This window comes from Flavobacterium sp. C3NV, from assembly GCF_046825355.2.
In the GTDB taxonomy this organism is placed as follows: domain Bacteria; phylum Bacteroidota; class Bacteroidia; order Flavobacteriales; family Flavobacteriaceae; genus Flavobacterium.
The window spans coordinates 243,704-260,796 of record NZ_JBKQBJ020000002.1 but is presented as its reverse complement, the minus strand read 5'-3'; the positions used below and the strand labels follow the sequence as shown (position 1 = coordinate 260,796).

The following is a 17,093-nucleotide window of genomic DNA, read 5'->3' as shown; positions in this document are numbered from 1 at the left end:
TTCGTTGTTTAAAAAGCGAAATTAGGGATTTAGAATTTGGTATCGAAATTATAAAGGGAGAAAGGTTTTTTTTTAATCGCGCAAAGTCGCAAAGTTGCCAAGTTTTTGTTTGTTAAGTTTTTGAACTTTGCGTCTTTGCGCCTTTGCGTGAAATAATATGCTACATCACATTTTTTTAATCTTTCTTTCTCCTGTCCGTAAGATATTTTCGAATTGGAATATCATAGAAAACCATCGTTAAATAGGCGATACCCACCAGAAAAATTGTTCCTGTAATGATAACAAAAGTCAATTGAGGTGTTTCGGGTTTGTATTTGGTGTAATAATTGGCGAATATCCACATAGCAGCGTAATGCGTCATGTATAGGGGATAGGATATTTTTCCGAAGAAGATACACAGTTTTTTGAATCTAGGTGCAAGAGTTGCTCCGGCACCCAATACGATCAATAACGGGAAATAAAATACAACAACCAAAGGTTCTGTAAGCCAATTAAAATCTGAAAAAGGCAATACGAAAGCTAAAAGCAGTAATACCGATAAACCAATAAATCCTAATTTCGATTTAATAATCCAATTTGAACGGTAAATGAGCATTCCTGCTAATAACGAATACGAAATACGACCAAAACCATCCCAAAAAGTTTCTCCGCTCCATCCGCCCATTAGCGAACCTCCCGCACGCTGACTGACGAAACAAATTCCCGCAGCTGCCAAAATCGTTAATACAAATAGAGAACGACGACTTAGTTTGTAAAGGAAAAGTGCATAAAAAATATTAGCCACATATTCCCAAAACAAAGACCAGCCCGGCGCATTTAAACCAAATATATTGAAATAACGATCTGCCATAACCGGAAACGGAATCAGGAAAACCGAAGCTAAAAAAATCAGAATTAGTTTGCCGGTTTCGTAGGTTTCAGGATGACCGCCAAACGGATCAAAAAGAAAAGCCAATAAACCCAATACAGAACCGAAAACAACCAAAGGATGCAATCTGATTAATCTTAATTTAAAAAAGTCAGTCAGTTTCATTTTACCAATCCGGTCATGATAGGCGTAGGCAATAACAAATCCGGAAAGACAGAAGAAAAAGTCAACCGCAAGAAAACCATGCGCAATAAAATTCTCGTTTGGCGGATGAATAATTTCCATAAAATGAAAAATGACAATCGCCACAGCGGCTATTCCTCTTAATCCGTCGAGTATTTCAAAATGTTGTTTTGGTTTTAAGGTTTCGGTTTGGGACATTGTTTTTTGCTTTTCGATAGGAATCTAAATAAAAGTTATAAATAAAAAACCGTTAAAGAATGTTCTTATAACGGTTTGATTAATTCTAAAATAAATACTTTTTAAAGCAGAACAATTTATTTGAAACTTAATTTAAATTCAACTTTTTTTATTTCTTCAGGCTTGTTAGATGTAAATTTTATATTTTTTATCTTATCTAATTTTTCATCTACTTTTACTGTAGAATTTACTTTTGCGCGTTTAGTAATCTCAATATTTTTAGTTAGTGTTTTCATATTATTTTCGTTTAATAATAAATCCGTAAAAATCACCATTTGAATCAAATGGAACATCAAAAACATCTCCATTTTCATCTTCCATTGCACCAAAGATATGAAATGTTTCTGACAACTCTTCCAGATTAAGTGAGATAGCTCTTCTGTATAATCTGGTTCTTGCTTTAGTACTGCTTTAATAAAAATATTTCTCTCAGGATATATTTCTGAAAAAGTATAAGCAGATTTGGCGACTGTAGCTAAAACTGTATTTCTGTCCCCGTTATGACTGACAGCTAAATCATCAATGATATATCTGTTTTGGATTGGGTCAATAATTAAATCTCCAAAACCTAAATTGTATAATGTTTCATCTTTTGTTACTGTGTGAGCAATGCCTTTAGATATTTCACCATTACTTCCAATGCTTTCAAATCTAAAAAGGGTTGAATCTGTATTTGTAAGCAAATCATATTTTGGAATATTCATTCTTAAAAATTAATATTGCGAAAATATGTAATTTTTTTATAAATATTTACTTACAATATTTTTTTAATGTTTTAATGATTTTACACTTTAAAAATATCAATTCTTTCCATCCAGAAAATTCCTGATTCTAAAAATTGAAGTTTTGTCTTCACGATTTTGTCACTTTTATCTCTTGGATTTTTGGTTATGAATCTCGCTGTTGACTTATTAAAATCTAAAGTGTACTTCTCGTCAAAATCTTCTTTTTTGTTAGAAGAAAAAGTAATCATATCGTCTTTTGCGCTCCATTTTCCTTTTCCGTATGTATTGACTTCCGGTGGAGTTCCGCCCTGCATTTTCGAATACGAATGAAATTCAAATGTTCCGTCCTGATTTAAGGTCAGTTTATATTCTATGATATGTTTTCCTTCTGCGCTAAGTGAGCGTGTATAATCCCCAGCGAAATTGTTCGATTGTGCGAATAGAGTTAGGTTGGAAATTAAAAGTAAAGTGGTAAGTATTTGTTTCATTGGTTTGAAAATAGATTAGAAGTTTTAGTAGAAGATCTTAAATTTTTCTTTGAATTAATAAAATAACCCAAATTATGATTCCGAAGATTATTGAGAATACAAAATTAGCTTTATCAAAATTGCGAGAGTTAAATAAGTAACTAATTAGCACAACACCACTACAACTTACTAAGAGTTTTAAAAACTTATTTTTTAAATTTTTGTCTTGGTATTTCCAGTTCAGTTTCTTTATCATGTTTTTCATTTACCCGATTGATAATTAAAGATTAAGTTTATAAATCTTTAATTAAATCACCAGGATTTATTTTTAAAGATTTAGCAATTTTGAACAAAGTACTTATTTTCATTTCCTGAGTACCCTTGATGTATTTTCGTAAATTTTCTACATCCAATTCTGCATCATGAGCAACCTCTCTTTGTTTGAGTTGATTTGCTTCGATTGTCTCTTTTATCTTAATTCCTAATTGTATTACAACTTCTGGAATTTCACTTTTTCTTGTTTTATTCATGGAGATGAAATTACAAGTAATAGATTGTTTTTGTATGATTGAATATAATCGGTTGTTTATAACCGATTATTTCTTATTTTTGTTTTTCTAATTATAAAAAAAAACAATCCAATCATGGAAATACAACATACAAAACAAGTCGCAGAATTTTTAGAATCAATGAATAGAATCAATAAATTCGACAAATTAAAATCAGAGAATAACATTGATAATTCGTTCAGTGTAACGCTAAAGGTTTCTGGTTATAACGAACTTAATCTAATGGTTTCGGATCTTCTAAAAGCGAGTATCGTTTTAATGAATAAAGAAGCCCGTAGTTTGGCTGTTTTTGAATCAGATACAGATATTAATGTGGTGACTTTGCTTGAAATTGCATTGCAGCTTTTACCTGATCAGGAGATGGAGTTGTTGGATGATTTACATAAGATTTTTTTGGAGTCTGATGCATTATAAGATTTTCTATTGCTATCAATCTTACGTATTAAAAATAATTAAGAGAAGTATAAGTGCTCCCAGGAATATAACTCCAATCATATGATTTAAAGAGCTGTTTCCTTCCTTCTTTTTGTTACTGCCCGTTGGTGACCATATACCTGAAAATGTTGTAAAGTCATTGTCGTTTAGTAAACATCTTAAGTTTACATACAGAAACCTAACTGATGCTCCTAAATACTCTAATGAAATTCGACCTACCATTATTTGTAAAAAATCCATTTGTATGAATTCTTGTTTAGGATTAGCGTAATGATTGAGTTTTTTGTTCAGTTTTTGTGTTTACGATGCAGCTGGAACTATACTATTAATTACTGTTAATAATTCAATTCTAATTAGAGAGCATTGATTTTTAACCTCATCATCATCTAAATTCTGAATATCATTCATAAATTTTTTAATTGATTTTATTTTCTCTTTAAGTATTTCTTTCTCTGCATTAGAACTGATTTTTTTTAAATTTTCAGATGCTAAATTTAAATTATTTTTACAAGTTTGATAATGTTTTTTATCTAAATCATGTTCAATATTTAATTCTTTTTTTTCTTGAGAAGATTCTCCGTGACTTTTTGCAGCTGATATATAATAATAAAATGCACTAACAAAATCTTTCTTTTTTTCAAAATGGAGCGCTATAGATGTAGATAAATTAGCTTTTGAAGATTTTAATTCCGTTTTAGTTTCCTCTAGATCTTTTTTAAATTCACTAATTTCATTTTTATGTTTATTTAATTTTTTATCAGTTTGTTTATGTAATTTTCTAATTTCATATTTAAATGCTCCGAAAGAGATTATTGAAAATAAAGCAATTATTCCTGAAACTATTATTGTAAATCTATTTCCCTGATCGGCAAGAGCAGTTGAGTAAAAATCTTCCTTAACCCTGTAATACAAAATTTCTTTATTAAGAGAATCACTTTTATGACTTATTAATTTTTCTAAATCATCAAGTTTATTATTAATTTCTAAAGTACTATTCAACGTAGTTTCTTTTTTTAAACTTAAATTTTTAGAATAGATAGAGAAAGAGAATGATAGTAAAACTAACAAAAGGATTTTTTTTTTCATTTATTATACTTTAATTATGTTCTTTAATTTTTTAATTTCTTATGGCTAGCACGCTGTCCCAGTCATGATTATTATTTAGTAATAGTTTTTAAAGTTTTTTTATCTGCATAGCTTGTTATAACAAGCGGGACGCTCACGCTAGCAAAGAAGCAGAATTTTATTTTACTAATAAGTTTGGCAATTTAATATTGTTTTCAGATGCCGTTTTTTCGAGATCCTTAATTATAACTTCATAATCTTTTCTATCTTTCATTAATGCCCATTTTGATTTAAATAACTCTTCTTTTTGTTCGTCGATATATGGTGATAAAGTATTGATTTGCTGGTTGAAAGATGTGTTTAATTGTAAATCAATGAAAATTATAAAAAGGATTGTAGTAGATAAAAAACAAATTGTAATATTCATTAAAATAACAATAAATTTAAATTTTTGAATATGTCTTTCTAAAAATGCCTTAGCCTTATAATTTTTGAGTATTTGATTTTCTCTCTTTTTAATTTCAGATTTTTCTTGTCTCTCAATTTTTATATCATTTATCATTTCATTAATTTTTAAACTTTTTTTAAGCAATGAATAAATTATAATGTATACTAGAAGACTGAACGATAAAAAATCAATCCAATTACGTTGTCCTAAAGCAGCATTTAAATAGATACCATCAATAAAACCTGAGTAAGTATTGATCGAAAATTTTAGTAAAGCTTGCCATAAATAGAGACCGATTGATTGCCCAAAAAATAAAACTATTGATACAATTGCTCCCGAAATTATTTCTCTTTTAATATTTTGTATTTTCAGCATGATTTTTTAGATGGATTATTGGTAAATTTTACTTAGCGCCTTGGTGTTACAGGAGGTTATTTAGAAAGTTTTTATTTCCTCCGCTAACGAGAGCGTCCCGCTCGTGCCTGCACAGTATTTTTTATTTTGTTCTTGATATGGATTGCGTTCACGAGCAGCACGCTCGCGTCAGCTAGGGGGTAATAAGAGTTATTCTTCATTTTCTTGTTCTTCTTCCTGTCTTTTTTTTTCTTCTTCAGCTTGTTTTTCTTCCTTTTCCTCTAATTGTTTTTTTTGATATTCATCTTCTTCATCCTGTCTTTTTCTATCTTCTTCATATTCGTTGTTTTCTTTTTGTTGAATTAAATCATCCTCATCTTCTGCATATGAGCTTGTATTACAATTTCCTTTATTTCCAATAATTTTTATTGTGTAATCAACACCACGGTCACTTGTAAATGAAGCTTCGCCACTTGAAATATCTGGAGGAGTAAAGTGAGAATCATCAAGCCAACCACCATTTGGCCAATGAATTTCAGTTAATTCATTATTTTCAATTTCAACAAGTAAAGTGTATGTTGAACTAGTTCCGGTCTCTGAATAATAATAATCTATTTCTGCACAATAAGTTCCGTCAGGATAACCGTCTTCTTCAAGATTACCTAATGTGTATTCTTGAGGATTATAATTATTTGATTTTTTACACTCAATAAACAAAAGGGATGATACTACTATTGATGATATTATTAAAAATTTTTTAAATTTCATTTTTTTTATTTGTTATTGATATGCTTTGTGTTCACGAGCGGGACGCTCGCGCCAGCTAAAGGGAATTAATATTTTTATGAAATTTATACTACTTTAATAATCAGATAAATTAAACATCCAACTGAAAGAAAAAGCGATAGCATTGATAGTCTAGTTTGCTTTTCTATTTTTTTACCATATGCCTCTCTCTCCACATCATTCCATTCTTGTTCACCAGCAGCATATCTATGAATTTCCATTTGATTTATATCTATATAAATCATGAATACCATATTTAATATTGGGAAAATAATTGTCCAAAGCTTTACATGTGGCGCATCATTTGGAAATGTTCCTAAAACTAAAAATGCACCAATTAAAATATTATTAAAGTTGAAGATTTTATCATGCACTCTATCAAAAGTATTTTGAATTTGATTTGTCGCATATTCGACTCGTCTATCTGATTTATCAAATAACTTATTTGTTTCTTCCATTATTTCGGAAGTTTGCTCTCGAGCATTTATTTCATTGAGAGTTTTATTAATTTCTTGAAGTAATTTTATTGCTTCGTTTTCCATTATTTTTTAATTGCGTTGCTTCTTAGTTTTACTTGCTTTTTAATAAAATGATTATTTTAAGGTGCAGAAAATTTCATGAAATTTATGAATTAAGCAAGTTTATGCAAGCAGATGTAGAAGCTTGCATTACAATAGCAATAAGTCGGTTCTTTAAATCTACAATATGTAATGGATTGGGATGTAAATATTTTTCCGCAATTATTACAAGTTTTGGAGTTTCATTTTCTGCAAATTCTTGTGTTATTTTTGCTAGATCAGTGTCTAATAATAATCGAATTTTATAAGATTTAGCAAGTTCTCTTGCCTCATTTGAAATTTCTATTGTTATTGCTTCTAAAAAAGTTCTTTGCTCTTCTTTTAATTCTAACATTTTCTACTGTTTTTCAATTGTTAAATTTGCATTCTATAATTCTTTTAGGGAATTTACAATATCTTGAATAGTATGAATTGAAGTATTTAGAGCCATTTTGTCGGCTAACGTTGGGCTAAATTTTAAGACTTCATCTTTTGAAATTTTGTGCCAAATAGGTAAGATAACCTTATGGCCGTTCATTTCCCTTGCAACCATTCCGTTTAATTCATATTCAGTCCAATTCTTTTTGACAAATGAAGGGGAAATAATAACTATTCCGAATTTAGATTTTGAGAGACCATTATCTATTTTTTTTCTTAAACTATCTCCAATTTTCAATTCAAATTCGTCGTACCAAACTTCAAAGCCATTTTCTTTCATAGCCTCGGCTAGATCACGTACAATTTCTTCCTTATCTTCAGAGGCATGAGAAATAAAAAAGTCGAATTCTTTATCTTCATCTTTATCTTCGATAGTATTAATTTTGGAAGAATAATTTTGATTAACTAAAAATTGCAATTGATCTTTTTGAATTTGAATATCTTGTTCAAGTTTTTTCTGAAAATCTAGTTGCTCTTTTTTAAATTTCTTTTGTTCATTTTCTTCAGTTTTTCTTAAATCTTGTTTTTTTCGACCTAATTCTACTGATTTGCTCCCGATTTGTTTTTGATATTCTGCAATTTTCTTTTTACAATTATAAATATCATTTTGATATCCTTGTATTTGTTTTTGTTTACTTTGTAAAGTTGAAACAGAGGTACTTTTGTTTATTGATTTGTTAACGTTATCAATTTGTTTAGTCTTATCATTTTCTTTTTTATTTTCCTCAGCAATTTTTTTCTGCAAGTCAGCGATATCCTTTTCAATTTTACTTACTTGATTTTGATAATAAGATGAATTCATATTTAATTTATTTTTTTTTAGATTATTGGGATAGTTATTACCAATAAATAACCTTTTCAAATTTTGAATTGTTATTTTATTTACATCTCATAAATTATCATTGAAAAATTGCGATTTCATAAATAGTATTCAATAAGTAAATTTTTATAAACAAACATCGCTTTTATTTTAAACTATTCACTACGTAAAAACACCTGATTTTATTTAAAATACTTTTTGCTAAAAGTAACTCACTCCACTTAAATAATTTTACGGAAAACCATAAACGCTAAAATAAAACCAAAATACACTAGCCCTGATAGAAGTGAAAATCCTTTTGTGCCGGTGTTCGGCACAAAAGATTGGAACGGATAGCAGGAAACAGCTCCTAAAAAGATATAGCAAATAGACAGTCCCGATAGTTATCGGGATCCAAAAAACCATCCAAATCCCGCCAAATTTCCCCTTCAAAAAACACAAAAAATCAATACTAGAATTTTCAACAAAAATTTCGTAAATTTGCACTCCAATAAAAGGAATTAGAAAATGTTAGATAGACTTCAAATAGTAAAACAACGTTTCGACGAGATTTCGGATTTGATTATCCAGCCGGATGTTATTTCTGATCAGAAACGTTATGTGCAATTGAATCAGGAGTACAAAAACCTGAAAGCATTGGCTGAAAAGCGTGATGAATATGTACTTGTGATGGCTAATATAGATGAGGCAAACGAAATTATTGCTGATGGAAGTGATGCAGATATGGTTGAAATGGCCAAAATGCAACTAGATGAAGCAAAAGAAAGATTGCCTGAACTTGAGGAAGAAATCAAGTTTATGTTGATCCCTAAAGATCCTGAAGATGCTAAAAACGTAATGGTCGAGATTCGTGCCGGAACGGGTGGGGACGAAGCGAGTATTTTTGCAGGTGATTTGTTTAGAATGTATACTAAATATTGTGAGAACCAGGGTTGGAGAACTTCTGTAGTAGATATGAACGAAGGTACTTCGGGTGGTTTCAAAGAGGTTATTTTTGAGGTTTCCGGAGAGGATGTTTACGGAACTTTGAAGTTTGAAGCCGGAGTGCACCGTGTACAACGTGTTCCTCAGACTGAAACTCAGGGTCGTGTGCATACATCTGCAGCTACGGTGATGGTTTTACCGGAAGCGGAGGAGTTTGATGTACAAATTGATATGAACGATGTTCGTGTGGATTTCTTTTGTTCATCAGGACCTGGAGGACAATCTGTAAATACAACGAAATCTGCGGTACGTTTAACGCACATTCCTACGGGATTGGTGGCGCAATGTCAGGATCAGAAATCACAGCATAAAAACAAAGATAAGGCGTTGAACGTGTTACGTTCTCGTTTGTACGAACAGGAATTGGCTAAGAAAGAGGCTGAAGATGCTACAAAACGTACATCGCAGGTGAGTTCTGGTGACAGATCGGCTAAAATTCGTACGTACAACTACGCTCAGGGTCGTGTAACAGATCACAGAGTTGGTTTGACACTTTACGATTTAGGAAATATCATGAATGGTGACATTCAGAAAATTGTTGCCGAGTTACAATTGGTAAACAATATGGAGAAACTGAAAGAAGCAAGCGAGGTTTTCTAAGCTTAAAAAATAGATTAAAATAAAAAAGACTTAATTGTAGGACAATTAAGTCTTTTTTTTATTTTTGCATTTCTTAAAAGTAAGTTAAATCTTATTTTTAATGATTATGTTTAAATAAAATTAATTTTAATGAAAAAATTATTATTCGCCTTAACTTTTATCTCGGCTTTTTCTGAAGCCAATGCGCAATCCTATATTGGATACACGCCAGATAATTATGCAGGGGTTCAAAGTGTGTTATTTAACCCGGCATCTATTGCCGATTCTCGTTTTAAAGCTGATATCAATTTGTTTTCGATAAGCGGAATGGCAGGAAATGATTTGTACGGAGTGAAATTGCTTGACGTTTTTAAAAGTGATTATGATTTTAATAATCAATCGAGAAAATCATTTTCGTTAAATAATCATGGTATTGTAAATGCTGATATTATGGGGCCGTCTGTAATGTTTAATATTGCGCCTAAACATACGCTGGCAGTTTTTACAAGAGCAAGATCGGTTTCTAATTTTTCTAAAATAAACGGTTACATTATAGATCAGGTGAATGATGGTCTTGATGAAGCAAGTAATTTTAGTTATGCCAACAATAATCCAAACGGAGCTTCGAATTCGTGGGGTGAGGTTGGAATTTCGTATGCTGCAGTTTTATATCAAAGAGGAGAGCACTTCTTAAAAGGGGGTATCACGGCGAAATATTTGCAAGGTGGTGCAAACGGTTATGCGCAAGGAAAAAATCTTGATTTCGCCTATGTAAAAGATGCTGTACATCCGGAGGATGCAAGATTAAACACGGTAAGAACTACCGGCGAACTGACTATTGGATCAAGTCAGGATTTTGAAGCAAATGATGAATACAAATTCGATTCTAAAGCCAACGGCGTTGGTTTTGATTTTGGTTTGGTGTACGAGTGGAGACCTGATTTTAAAGCAGATGATGTAAAAAATGCAAAAGCAGGAGATAACTATTACAAGGATTTGAATAAATATAAAATCCGTTTTGGGGTATCGGTTACAGATCTTGGTGCGATCAACTACAAAAACAGAAAATTAGATACTTATGATATGACGGGTGTTGTGTCTCAGGAGAAATTTGATGATATGGGCGATTTCTATGAATTTATGAACGCTAACTATACCAAAATTGCATCGTCGAGAGGTGTAAAAACAAATTTGCCAACGGCATTTCATGCTGACGTAGATTATAATGCTTACAAGAAATTCTACATCAACCTAAACGGTGATTTGAATTTGGTCAACAGAGATAAGATCAACGCTATTAGTATTGGTAACAGAGTAAGCCTGACTCCTCGTTATGAGAGCAGATGGTTTAGTTTTTATGTGCCTGTAACCTGGATGGAGTATAGCGGAACAGAGGTAGGAGCAGGATTGCGTGCGGGAGTATTTTTCCTTGGCTCAGGTTCTGTGGTGTCTAATTTGGTTTCTAAAAATTCTCAGGCTGCAGATATTCATTTAGGAGTTAAGATTCCGATCTATCAAAAGAAACTGAAAGATACAGATGATGATGGTGTTCTGGATAAAGATGATGCATGTCCTACAGTTGCGGGTCCGGTAGAGAACAAAGGTTGTCCTTGGCCTGATACTGATGGAGACGGTGTATTAGATAAAGATGATGCTTGCCCTAATCAGGCTGGTCCGGCAGAAAATAAAGGATGTCCATGGCCGGATACAGATGGTGATGGTGTATTAGACAAAGACGATGCTTGTCCTACTGTTCCGGGACCAAAAGAAAATAAAGGATGTCCTATTCTGGATGCAGACAAAGATGGTGTTCCGGATAATATAGATGATTGTCCTACTGTGCCGGGACCTGCAAGTAACAGAGGTTGTCCTGAGGTTACAAAAGAGGTTTTACAGGAGCTTAAAGTTCAGGCGAGAGCTATTTACTTTAATACCGGAAAAGCAACTTTTAAAACAGGCGATTTGGCTACTCCTGCAAGATTGGATGCGATCAGGGAAATTATTAGAAACTATCCAAATGCGAAATTTAGTATTGACGGATATACCGATAGTACCGGATCTGCAAAAATTAATCAAAAACTTTCTGAAGACAGAGCAAATGCTGTTAAGAAGGCTTTGATCGAAAGAGGGGTAAGTGCTGATAACCTGGAAGCGCACGGACATGGTGCAGCTGATCCTGTGGCAACTAATAAAACTGCGGCAGGAAGAGCAGAAAACAGAAGAACCGAAATAAAACACATTGGTTCTAATTTTGAAGGTAAGTTTTAAGTAACAATATACCGCATACAAAAAAGCCTGGTAAACATTTAGTTTATCAGGCTTTTTTTTATAAGGCTCTAATTAATACATTAGATTTATAGTGAAGGATATTAACTCTTTAACCGTTTGTTTATAAAACGTATAAAGCAAGTTAGATACCTAGAAATACTCTTGTATATTCAAAACATTTATATAGATTTGAGTACATGTACACACCATTTTTTAATACTATTTCGCTTAACTTTTCCATAATACATAAATTTGAGTTAGACAATTACTCTCTTGATGGTTCTTGTTGTAATGATTCCTCGTTTGGGGATTCATGATGTGGTTTCGAAACTAAATTAGTTACGACAAGTTGTAATAAGGATCCAAAAATTCCTTTGAACACTGATGTGCTTTTACCTACTACAAATCGCTTTGCGAGATAACCAATCCCTATGCTTATGGCAGATTGTGCCAGATTACTTTTGAATCCTACAGTTTCGTTGATTTCTTCTACTGTATTCCTGATGAGGTTAAGCGGTTTTAAATTGTGCTTAATTTCGTCGATTTCATCTTTTATAGCGCACCATTCTGCGTCCTGTCGAATTTCTAATTGTTGAATCGTCTGATTTAATCCATCAATAGTGTAAATAGTTTCCATAACAGTCTTTTTTAGTTATTAATTAATTTAAATCAGCTTTTGTTTCATCCTTTTTAGTTTCTTTTAAAATACTGGAAATAATCATATTTCCAATAGGTGTTTTTATGATCTTATGCTGCAAAGTATGCATCAGGATCGCTACAATAAGGTAAAAAAGGGCTACAATAAAAAAACCGTAATAATACTCTCCAAGTACTTTTCCAATCCATAAACTAATCCCTATATTCAGGAACAAGGTAAAAAATGCAACAACAGCTCCAACTGCTATTCTTGATGTTAATGTTGATAAAACATCGGCCGCTGCTGCTACCGTTTTAAGCTTAATTAATTCTAAGCTAGTTTTGGTATAGTTTTCAGCTTTTTCATAAAGATTTAAGTTCTCCTCTGTTGTTGCATTTGATTCCATGATATAGGGTATTTATGGTTTAAAAATTTCACTCTTTAGTAGTTCGTTTTTACACTTTTTGCTTCATCTTTGATAGTGTTGAAGTCTTCTTTTGCCTGGTTGAATTTTGCTTTTCCTTCTTCGATAATATCTTTACCGTTTGAAGTAATAGTGCTTACAACTCCGTCAAATTTTGTTTTTAAATTATCTCCGTAATCTTTTGATTTATCTTTGATTTTTTTTCTAGTATTTGACCCTTTGTCCGGTGCAAATAATACTCCTAAAAATGCTCCTGCAGCTGCAGCTCCTAAAATTCCTAATAATGTGTTACTCGTTTTCATAATATTTGATTTAGTGATTAAAATAATTTTTTATAATGTTGATTTTTAAACTTCACGACCTTTGATCAGTCTGAATAGTATTGCAATAATTGCAATTACCAGTAATATGTGGATGATACTTCCAAGGCTATAAACAAAGAACCCAAGAGCCCAAAGAATAACCAGAATTACCGCGATTGTATATAATAAATTTGACATGGTTTTTATATTAAGGGGTTAATAAATGTTTTTTTTCTAGTTTAATTTATACGATAAGTATACTGTTAAGTTGCTGTTTTTTGCATCTGGAACTGTAATTGTTGTTCCTGCAACAGTTCTTTCTTTTCCAACGGTAGTTAAACCATAGTTGTAACGAACACCAATGCTTATTGGGTCAAAGTCTACACCAACACCTGCTGCGATACCGGCATCAAACTTGTTTAAATCGTCTCTGTCAACTTCTTCGTCAAAATCAAAAGTTCCTTCACCAGTTACTTTAGAACTTACTAGGTAAGATGCATAACCACCGGCATGAATATTAAAGTTTTTAGTAACATTTACTCTTACTAATAACGGAACTTCGATATAGTTCAATTTAAATTTTGTATTTCCTGATGCAAAAGCATTGTTGTATTCAAATTCAGCTCCTTTTGTCGTAAACAAAATCTCTGGCTGAATGGCGATGAAATCTGAAATAGGTAAAGTGGCATAAACCCCGGCATTGAATCCGTATAATACATTGTTGTCATCTACGTCATCTCCGCTACCGTATAGATTAGACATGTTGAATCCTCCCTTTACACCAAACTCGGTATTTACATTATTGTCCTGAGCGTGTAGCATTCCAAATGAAGCTGTTAAAAAAAGTGTTAAGGCGCATAAAAAATTTGATTGCATTTTCATAGTTAAAATAATTTAGTTGTAAAATAATTTAGGTCTCAATTTTTAATAATAATAGATATATAGGCATTTAATTAATCTCTTTACTGATCCGCTGCATTTCGCGCAGGATTTGATATTGTTCAGGTAAATATTGTAACACTAATTTTAATATCGTTTTGTCATTTGTTTGTTTCGAAATAGACTCAAACAATCCAATTTGCTCTTTTAAGGATTCTGTCATCGAATCCAGATACGCTTTATTAAAATCGGCACTACCGGCATCAATCAGTTCGTATAAATCGAGTTTATTATGTGTCGCATTGATTTCTGTAATAATAATGAGCTTTTTAGTGGCCATTTTAGAAATATCCTGCAACAATTGATTCTGATTGATTTCTATTTTTCTACTCCACTCCTGTAAGGTAGAATCTGAACTTTTTTGTTGTGCAATTTGACTTTTTGAAATAATTGATTTTGTTACATTGGCAGTCGCAATAAAAAAAAAGGCTTCTATTTCTTCTTTTTCCGTTTTAGCAAAAGTTTCATTTTTTAGTGATGTTTCTATCGGATTATTTTTCTTGCACGACGTGATGCAAATTAGAATTGTCAATAAAAAAATTAGTCTAAAAATTGTCGCTTTTAGTTGTTGCACTGCTATCATTATTACTTCATAAAGTATTACATTACAAAGATGCTAACGAAACAAACATTTTGCTTTACAGCATAAAAAAGAATCTTTATATAATTCCCATAATCGCTCTATACGGGCATTTTATCCTTTAATTTTCAAGGGTTTATTAATTAAAGTTTGGAGCAAAAAAAAAGAAACCACAGTTTTTTTGTGGTTTCTTTTTTATGTTTAGTATTAATTTAGAGGTAATTTCTTTTCTTACAGATTTCTTTTAAGTTTACAGTCTCAGTCTCAGTCTCAGTTTGCAGTCTCAGTCTCAGTATTCAGTATTCAGTATTCAGTCTCAGTGTTCAGTATTCAGTCTCAGTCTTCGGTCTCAGTATTCAGTCTCAGTGTTCAGTCTCAGTGTTCAGTCTTTCCTAATAATAATCGGGATAAGTATTAATCAGTTTTAGTTTTCAGTTTTGTATTTACTGTTAAACTGCAAACTGTGACTGTAAACTTTTTTAAAACTGCAAACTGCGACTGCGACTGTAAACTTTTTTTAAAACTGTAAACTGCGACTGCGACTGCAGACTTTTTTAAGAACTGCAAACTGTGACTGTAAACTTTTTTAAAGCTGTAAACTGCGACTGCGACTGCAGACTTTTTTAAGAACTGAAAACTACTCCGGCAGAAACACTGTAAAAACAGATCCTTGATTAGGAGTACTGTCGGCTATGATGTGACCTTTGTGGTTGTCGACTATTTTTTTGCAAATTGCCAGACCAATTCCGGTTCCGGGATAATCTGTTTTAGAATGCAAACGCTGGAACAAAACAAAGATGGTTTCCTTAAACTGAGGATCAAATCCCATTCCGTTATCGGTAAAGGTGATTTTATGAAATTTTTTAATATTAGGTTCTAATAAATCAGGATAATCGGCAGAGTTTACTTTTTCGCTTTCGATCTTAATTTCGGGCGTAATATCAGGCTGACTGTACTTTAATGAATTTCCGATCAGGTTGATGAAAAGCTGCTCGATCTGATAAGGTATAACCGCCAGTTTCGGCAATTTCGACACGGTAATAACAGCATGTTTTTCCTCGATGATTTCTGCCAATTCCGATTCGGCATTTTCAAGCAGTTCGTTTAAGCTTAATTTTATAAATTCTTTTTTGGTTGTATTGGTTCTTGAGAATAAAAGTAAATCGTCGATTAAGACACGCATTCTTTTGGCCGAAACTTCAATTTTCGAAATATAAGATTTTGCACTGTCTGACATAACTGCTTTATCTGCTTCCGGAATTCGGGAAACAAAAGTCTGAATTTTTCTTAAAGGTTCCTGCAAATCATGACTTGCAACGTGGTTGAAAGAAGCTAGCTCTTTATTGCTTTTTTCTAATTCTCTGTTACGTTCCTGAAGTTCTATATTCAATAGATGTTCATCGGTAATATCAAAATTGATTCCCAGTAAAATTTTACTTCCCTGTTGATCCGTCAATAATTTTCCGGTAGATTTAAAATAGCGTATTTCGTAATCCGGTCTTGTAATTTTATAGTATACAAAAGGCAATTGTTTTTTCTCAACAATACCTTCCATGGATTTTGCTACAGTAGCTTTATCATCAGGATGTACAAATTCAAGAAAAGTTTCTTTTTCAGGAACAAAGGCATTAGGTTCAAAACCCAGTAAACGAAACTGATTGTCTGAGTAATCTATTTTATTAGAATCCAGATCCCATTGCCAGGTACTGAATTTACCAATACTTTCAGATTCGGCCATTAGTCCGCTGGAGATCAAAAGTTTTTTATTGTAAATTTTCAATCGTTCAAAGTCACGACTAATTTGTCTGTAGGCCAATAAAATAAAAGTTAGCGCTACCAGAAATAAAGAAATAGAAAATAGTGGACTTAAGGAGATTTCGGCAGCATAAATTTTGAGTCTTTTTGCCAGATAATTTTTCTCGATGTCGTTCATTTCGTCTACCTGAAAACGAATGTTTTCCATCAGGATTCGACCGCCAAACATATGATTGTCGAGTTTTCTCTTATCATATGTTTTGGGATCGCTGTATTTTAAACAATTTTCGAAAGAAACAAAACGCTGAATAATTAGTTTGAATAATTTTTCAAGGTTTTTTTGCTGCTTCGGATTATCGGCAGTAAGTTTTTTTAAGGTAATAAACGAAGTATTTACCTTATCGCGCGAATAAATATAAGGCGTTAGAAATCGGGCATTTCGTGTTATAATATAACCACGCTGCCCAGTTTCAGCATCCTTAATTGCCGACATTAATCGCTCTAATTGAATGTTTATTTCATACGTATGCATTACCACTTTACTGGATTCGTCTAAATCCCGATTGTGTTTGTAAGCAATAGAAGAAAGAAATAACAGAATGAAAACCGCGATTACAAAAATAACTCTCAATGAGTTTGAAGAATTAAAATTTGGTATCCATTTCATTGGTAT

The 17,093-nt window shown here is 32.1% G+C and carries 20 protein-coding genes; 3 read left to right on the top strand and 17 right to left on the bottom strand.

Annotated features, from left to right (window positions below):
* Positions 1-175: 175 nt before the first annotated feature.
* The 4 genes from ACIDC4_RS04035 to ACIDC4_RS04020 all read right to left on the bottom strand — a co-directional run bounded on the left by ACIDC4_RS04035 (position 176) and on the right by ACIDC4_RS04020 (position 3,010).
* The gene (locus ACIDC4_RS04035) at positions 176-1,249 is read right to left on the bottom strand and encodes an acyltransferase family protein (protein WP_412041853.1); all 1,074 of its coding nucleotides are present in this window, start codon (positions 1,247-1,249) and stop codon (positions 176-178) included.
* 116 nt (positions 1,250-1,365) lie between these two features.
* Positions 1,366-1,992 (bottom strand): DUF6934 family protein, encoded by a 627-nt coding sequence (locus tag ACIDC4_RS04030; RefSeq protein WP_488381127.1) that lies wholly within the window; start codon positions 1,990-1,992, stop codon positions 1,366-1,368.
* An 80-nt stretch (positions 1,993-2,072) separates the two neighbouring features.
* Positions 2,073-2,501 carry a copper resistance protein NlpE N-terminal domain-containing protein gene (locus ACIDC4_RS04025; RefSeq protein ID WP_412041851.1) on the bottom strand — a complete coding sequence of 143 codons (429 nt, stop codon included), beginning with the start codon at positions 2,499-2,501 and terminating at the stop codon, positions 2,073-2,075.
* A gap of 272 nt (positions 2,502-2,773) precedes the next feature.
* Positions 2,774-3,010, bottom strand: coding sequence for a helix-turn-helix domain-containing protein (locus ACIDC4_RS04020; protein WP_078008293.1), 237 nt, complete (start codon positions 3,008-3,010; stop codon positions 2,774-2,776).
* Positions 3,011-3,124: 114 nt separating this feature from the next.
* On the opposite strand from ACIDC4_RS04020, the gene ACIDC4_RS04015 reads away from it, so the two are divergent.
* Entirely contained in the window at positions 3,125-3,463 is a 339-nt protein-coding gene (locus tag ACIDC4_RS04015; protein ID WP_412041850.1) for a hypothetical protein, read from the top strand.
* A gap of 321 nt (positions 3,464-3,784) precedes the next feature.
* On the opposite strand, the gene ACIDC4_RS04010 is transcribed toward ACIDC4_RS04015, so the two are convergent.
* From ACIDC4_RS04010 to ACIDC4_RS03985, 6 genes are all read right to left on the bottom strand, one after another.
* On the bottom strand, positions 3,785-4,570 hold the full coding sequence (locus ACIDC4_RS04010) for a hypothetical protein (protein ID WP_412041849.1): 786 nt from the start codon (positions 4,568-4,570) through the stop codon (positions 3,785-3,787).
* A 157-nt stretch (positions 4,571-4,727) separates the two neighbouring features.
* Complete coding sequence (locus ACIDC4_RS04005; RefSeq protein ID WP_412041848.1) at positions 4,728-5,372, bottom strand: hypothetical protein; 645 nt, start codon at positions 5,370-5,372, stop codon at positions 4,728-4,730.
* Positions 5,373-5,561: 189 nt separating this feature from the next.
* Positions 5,562-6,119: a hypothetical protein gene (locus ACIDC4_RS04000; RefSeq protein WP_412041847.1), complete on the bottom strand. Its 558-nt coding sequence runs from the start codon at positions 6,117-6,119 to the stop codon at positions 5,562-5,564.
* A gap of 83 nt (positions 6,120-6,202) precedes the next feature.
* Positions 6,203-6,679: a hypothetical protein gene (locus ACIDC4_RS03995; RefSeq protein WP_412041846.1), complete on the bottom strand. Its 477-nt coding sequence runs from the start codon at positions 6,677-6,679 to the stop codon at positions 6,203-6,205.
* Between the two features lie 82 nt (positions 6,680-6,761).
* Positions 6,762-7,049, bottom strand: a complete 288-nt coding sequence (locus tag ACIDC4_RS03990; RefSeq protein WP_412041845.1) for a hypothetical protein — start codon at positions 7,047-7,049, stop codon at positions 6,762-6,764.
* Between the two features lie 33 nt (positions 7,050-7,082).
* Complete coding sequence (locus tag ACIDC4_RS03985; protein ID WP_412041844.1) at positions 7,083-7,934, bottom strand: TIR domain-containing protein; 852 nt, start codon at positions 7,932-7,934, stop codon at positions 7,083-7,085.
* A 525-nt stretch (positions 7,935-8,459) separates the two neighbouring features.
* Here ACIDC4_RS03985 and prfA point away from each other — a divergent pair.
* The gene (gene prfA, locus ACIDC4_RS03980; RefSeq protein WP_065449322.1) at positions 8,460-9,536 is read left to right on the top strand and encodes a peptide chain release factor 1; all 1,077 of its coding nucleotides are present in this window, start codon (positions 8,460-8,462) and stop codon (positions 9,534-9,536) included.
* Positions 9,537-9,665: 129 nt separating this feature from the next.
* On the top strand, positions 9,666-11,783 hold the full coding sequence (locus ACIDC4_RS03975; RefSeq protein ID WP_412041843.1) for a DUF5723 family protein: 2,118 nt from the start codon (positions 9,666-9,668) through the stop codon (positions 11,781-11,783).
* Positions 11,784-12,048: 265 nt separating this feature from the next.
* Here the strand turns inward: ACIDC4_RS03975 and ACIDC4_RS03970 are convergent, their stop codons facing one another.
* The 7 genes from ACIDC4_RS03970 to ACIDC4_RS03940 form a co-directional block, all read right to left on the bottom strand.
* Entirely contained in the window at positions 12,049-12,420 is a 372-nt protein-coding gene (locus ACIDC4_RS03970) for a hypothetical protein (protein WP_412041842.1), read from the bottom strand.
* A gap of 22 nt (positions 12,421-12,442) precedes the next feature.
* The gene (locus ACIDC4_RS03965; protein ID WP_412041841.1) at positions 12,443-12,826 is read right to left on the bottom strand and encodes a hypothetical protein; all 384 of its coding nucleotides are present in this window, start codon (positions 12,824-12,826) and stop codon (positions 12,443-12,445) included.
* 35 nt (positions 12,827-12,861) lie between these two features.
* On the bottom strand, positions 12,862-13,146 hold the full coding sequence (locus ACIDC4_RS03960) for a YtxH domain-containing protein (protein WP_412041840.1): 285 nt from the start codon (positions 13,144-13,146) through the stop codon (positions 12,862-12,864).
* A gap of 45 nt (positions 13,147-13,191) precedes the next feature.
* On the bottom strand, positions 13,192-13,344 hold the full coding sequence (locus ACIDC4_RS03955) for a lmo0937 family membrane protein (RefSeq protein ID WP_109746162.1): 153 nt from the start codon (positions 13,342-13,344) through the stop codon (positions 13,192-13,194).
* A 36-nt stretch (positions 13,345-13,380) separates the two neighbouring features.
* The gene (locus ACIDC4_RS03950; RefSeq protein WP_412041839.1) at positions 13,381-14,028 is read right to left on the bottom strand and encodes a porin family protein; all 648 of its coding nucleotides are present in this window, start codon (positions 14,026-14,028) and stop codon (positions 13,381-13,383) included.
* 67 nt (positions 14,029-14,095) lie between these two features.
* On the bottom strand, positions 14,096-14,617 hold the full coding sequence (locus tag ACIDC4_RS03945; protein WP_412041838.1) for a DUF4142 domain-containing protein: 522 nt from the start codon (positions 14,615-14,617) through the stop codon (positions 14,096-14,098).
* Positions 14,618-15,302: 685 nt separating this feature from the next.
* The gene (locus ACIDC4_RS03940) at positions 15,303-17,087 is read right to left on the bottom strand and encodes a sensor histidine kinase (protein ID WP_412041837.1); all 1,785 of its coding nucleotides are present in this window, start codon (positions 17,085-17,087) and stop codon (positions 15,303-15,305) included.
* Between the last annotated feature and the right edge of the window lie 6 nt (positions 17,088-17,093).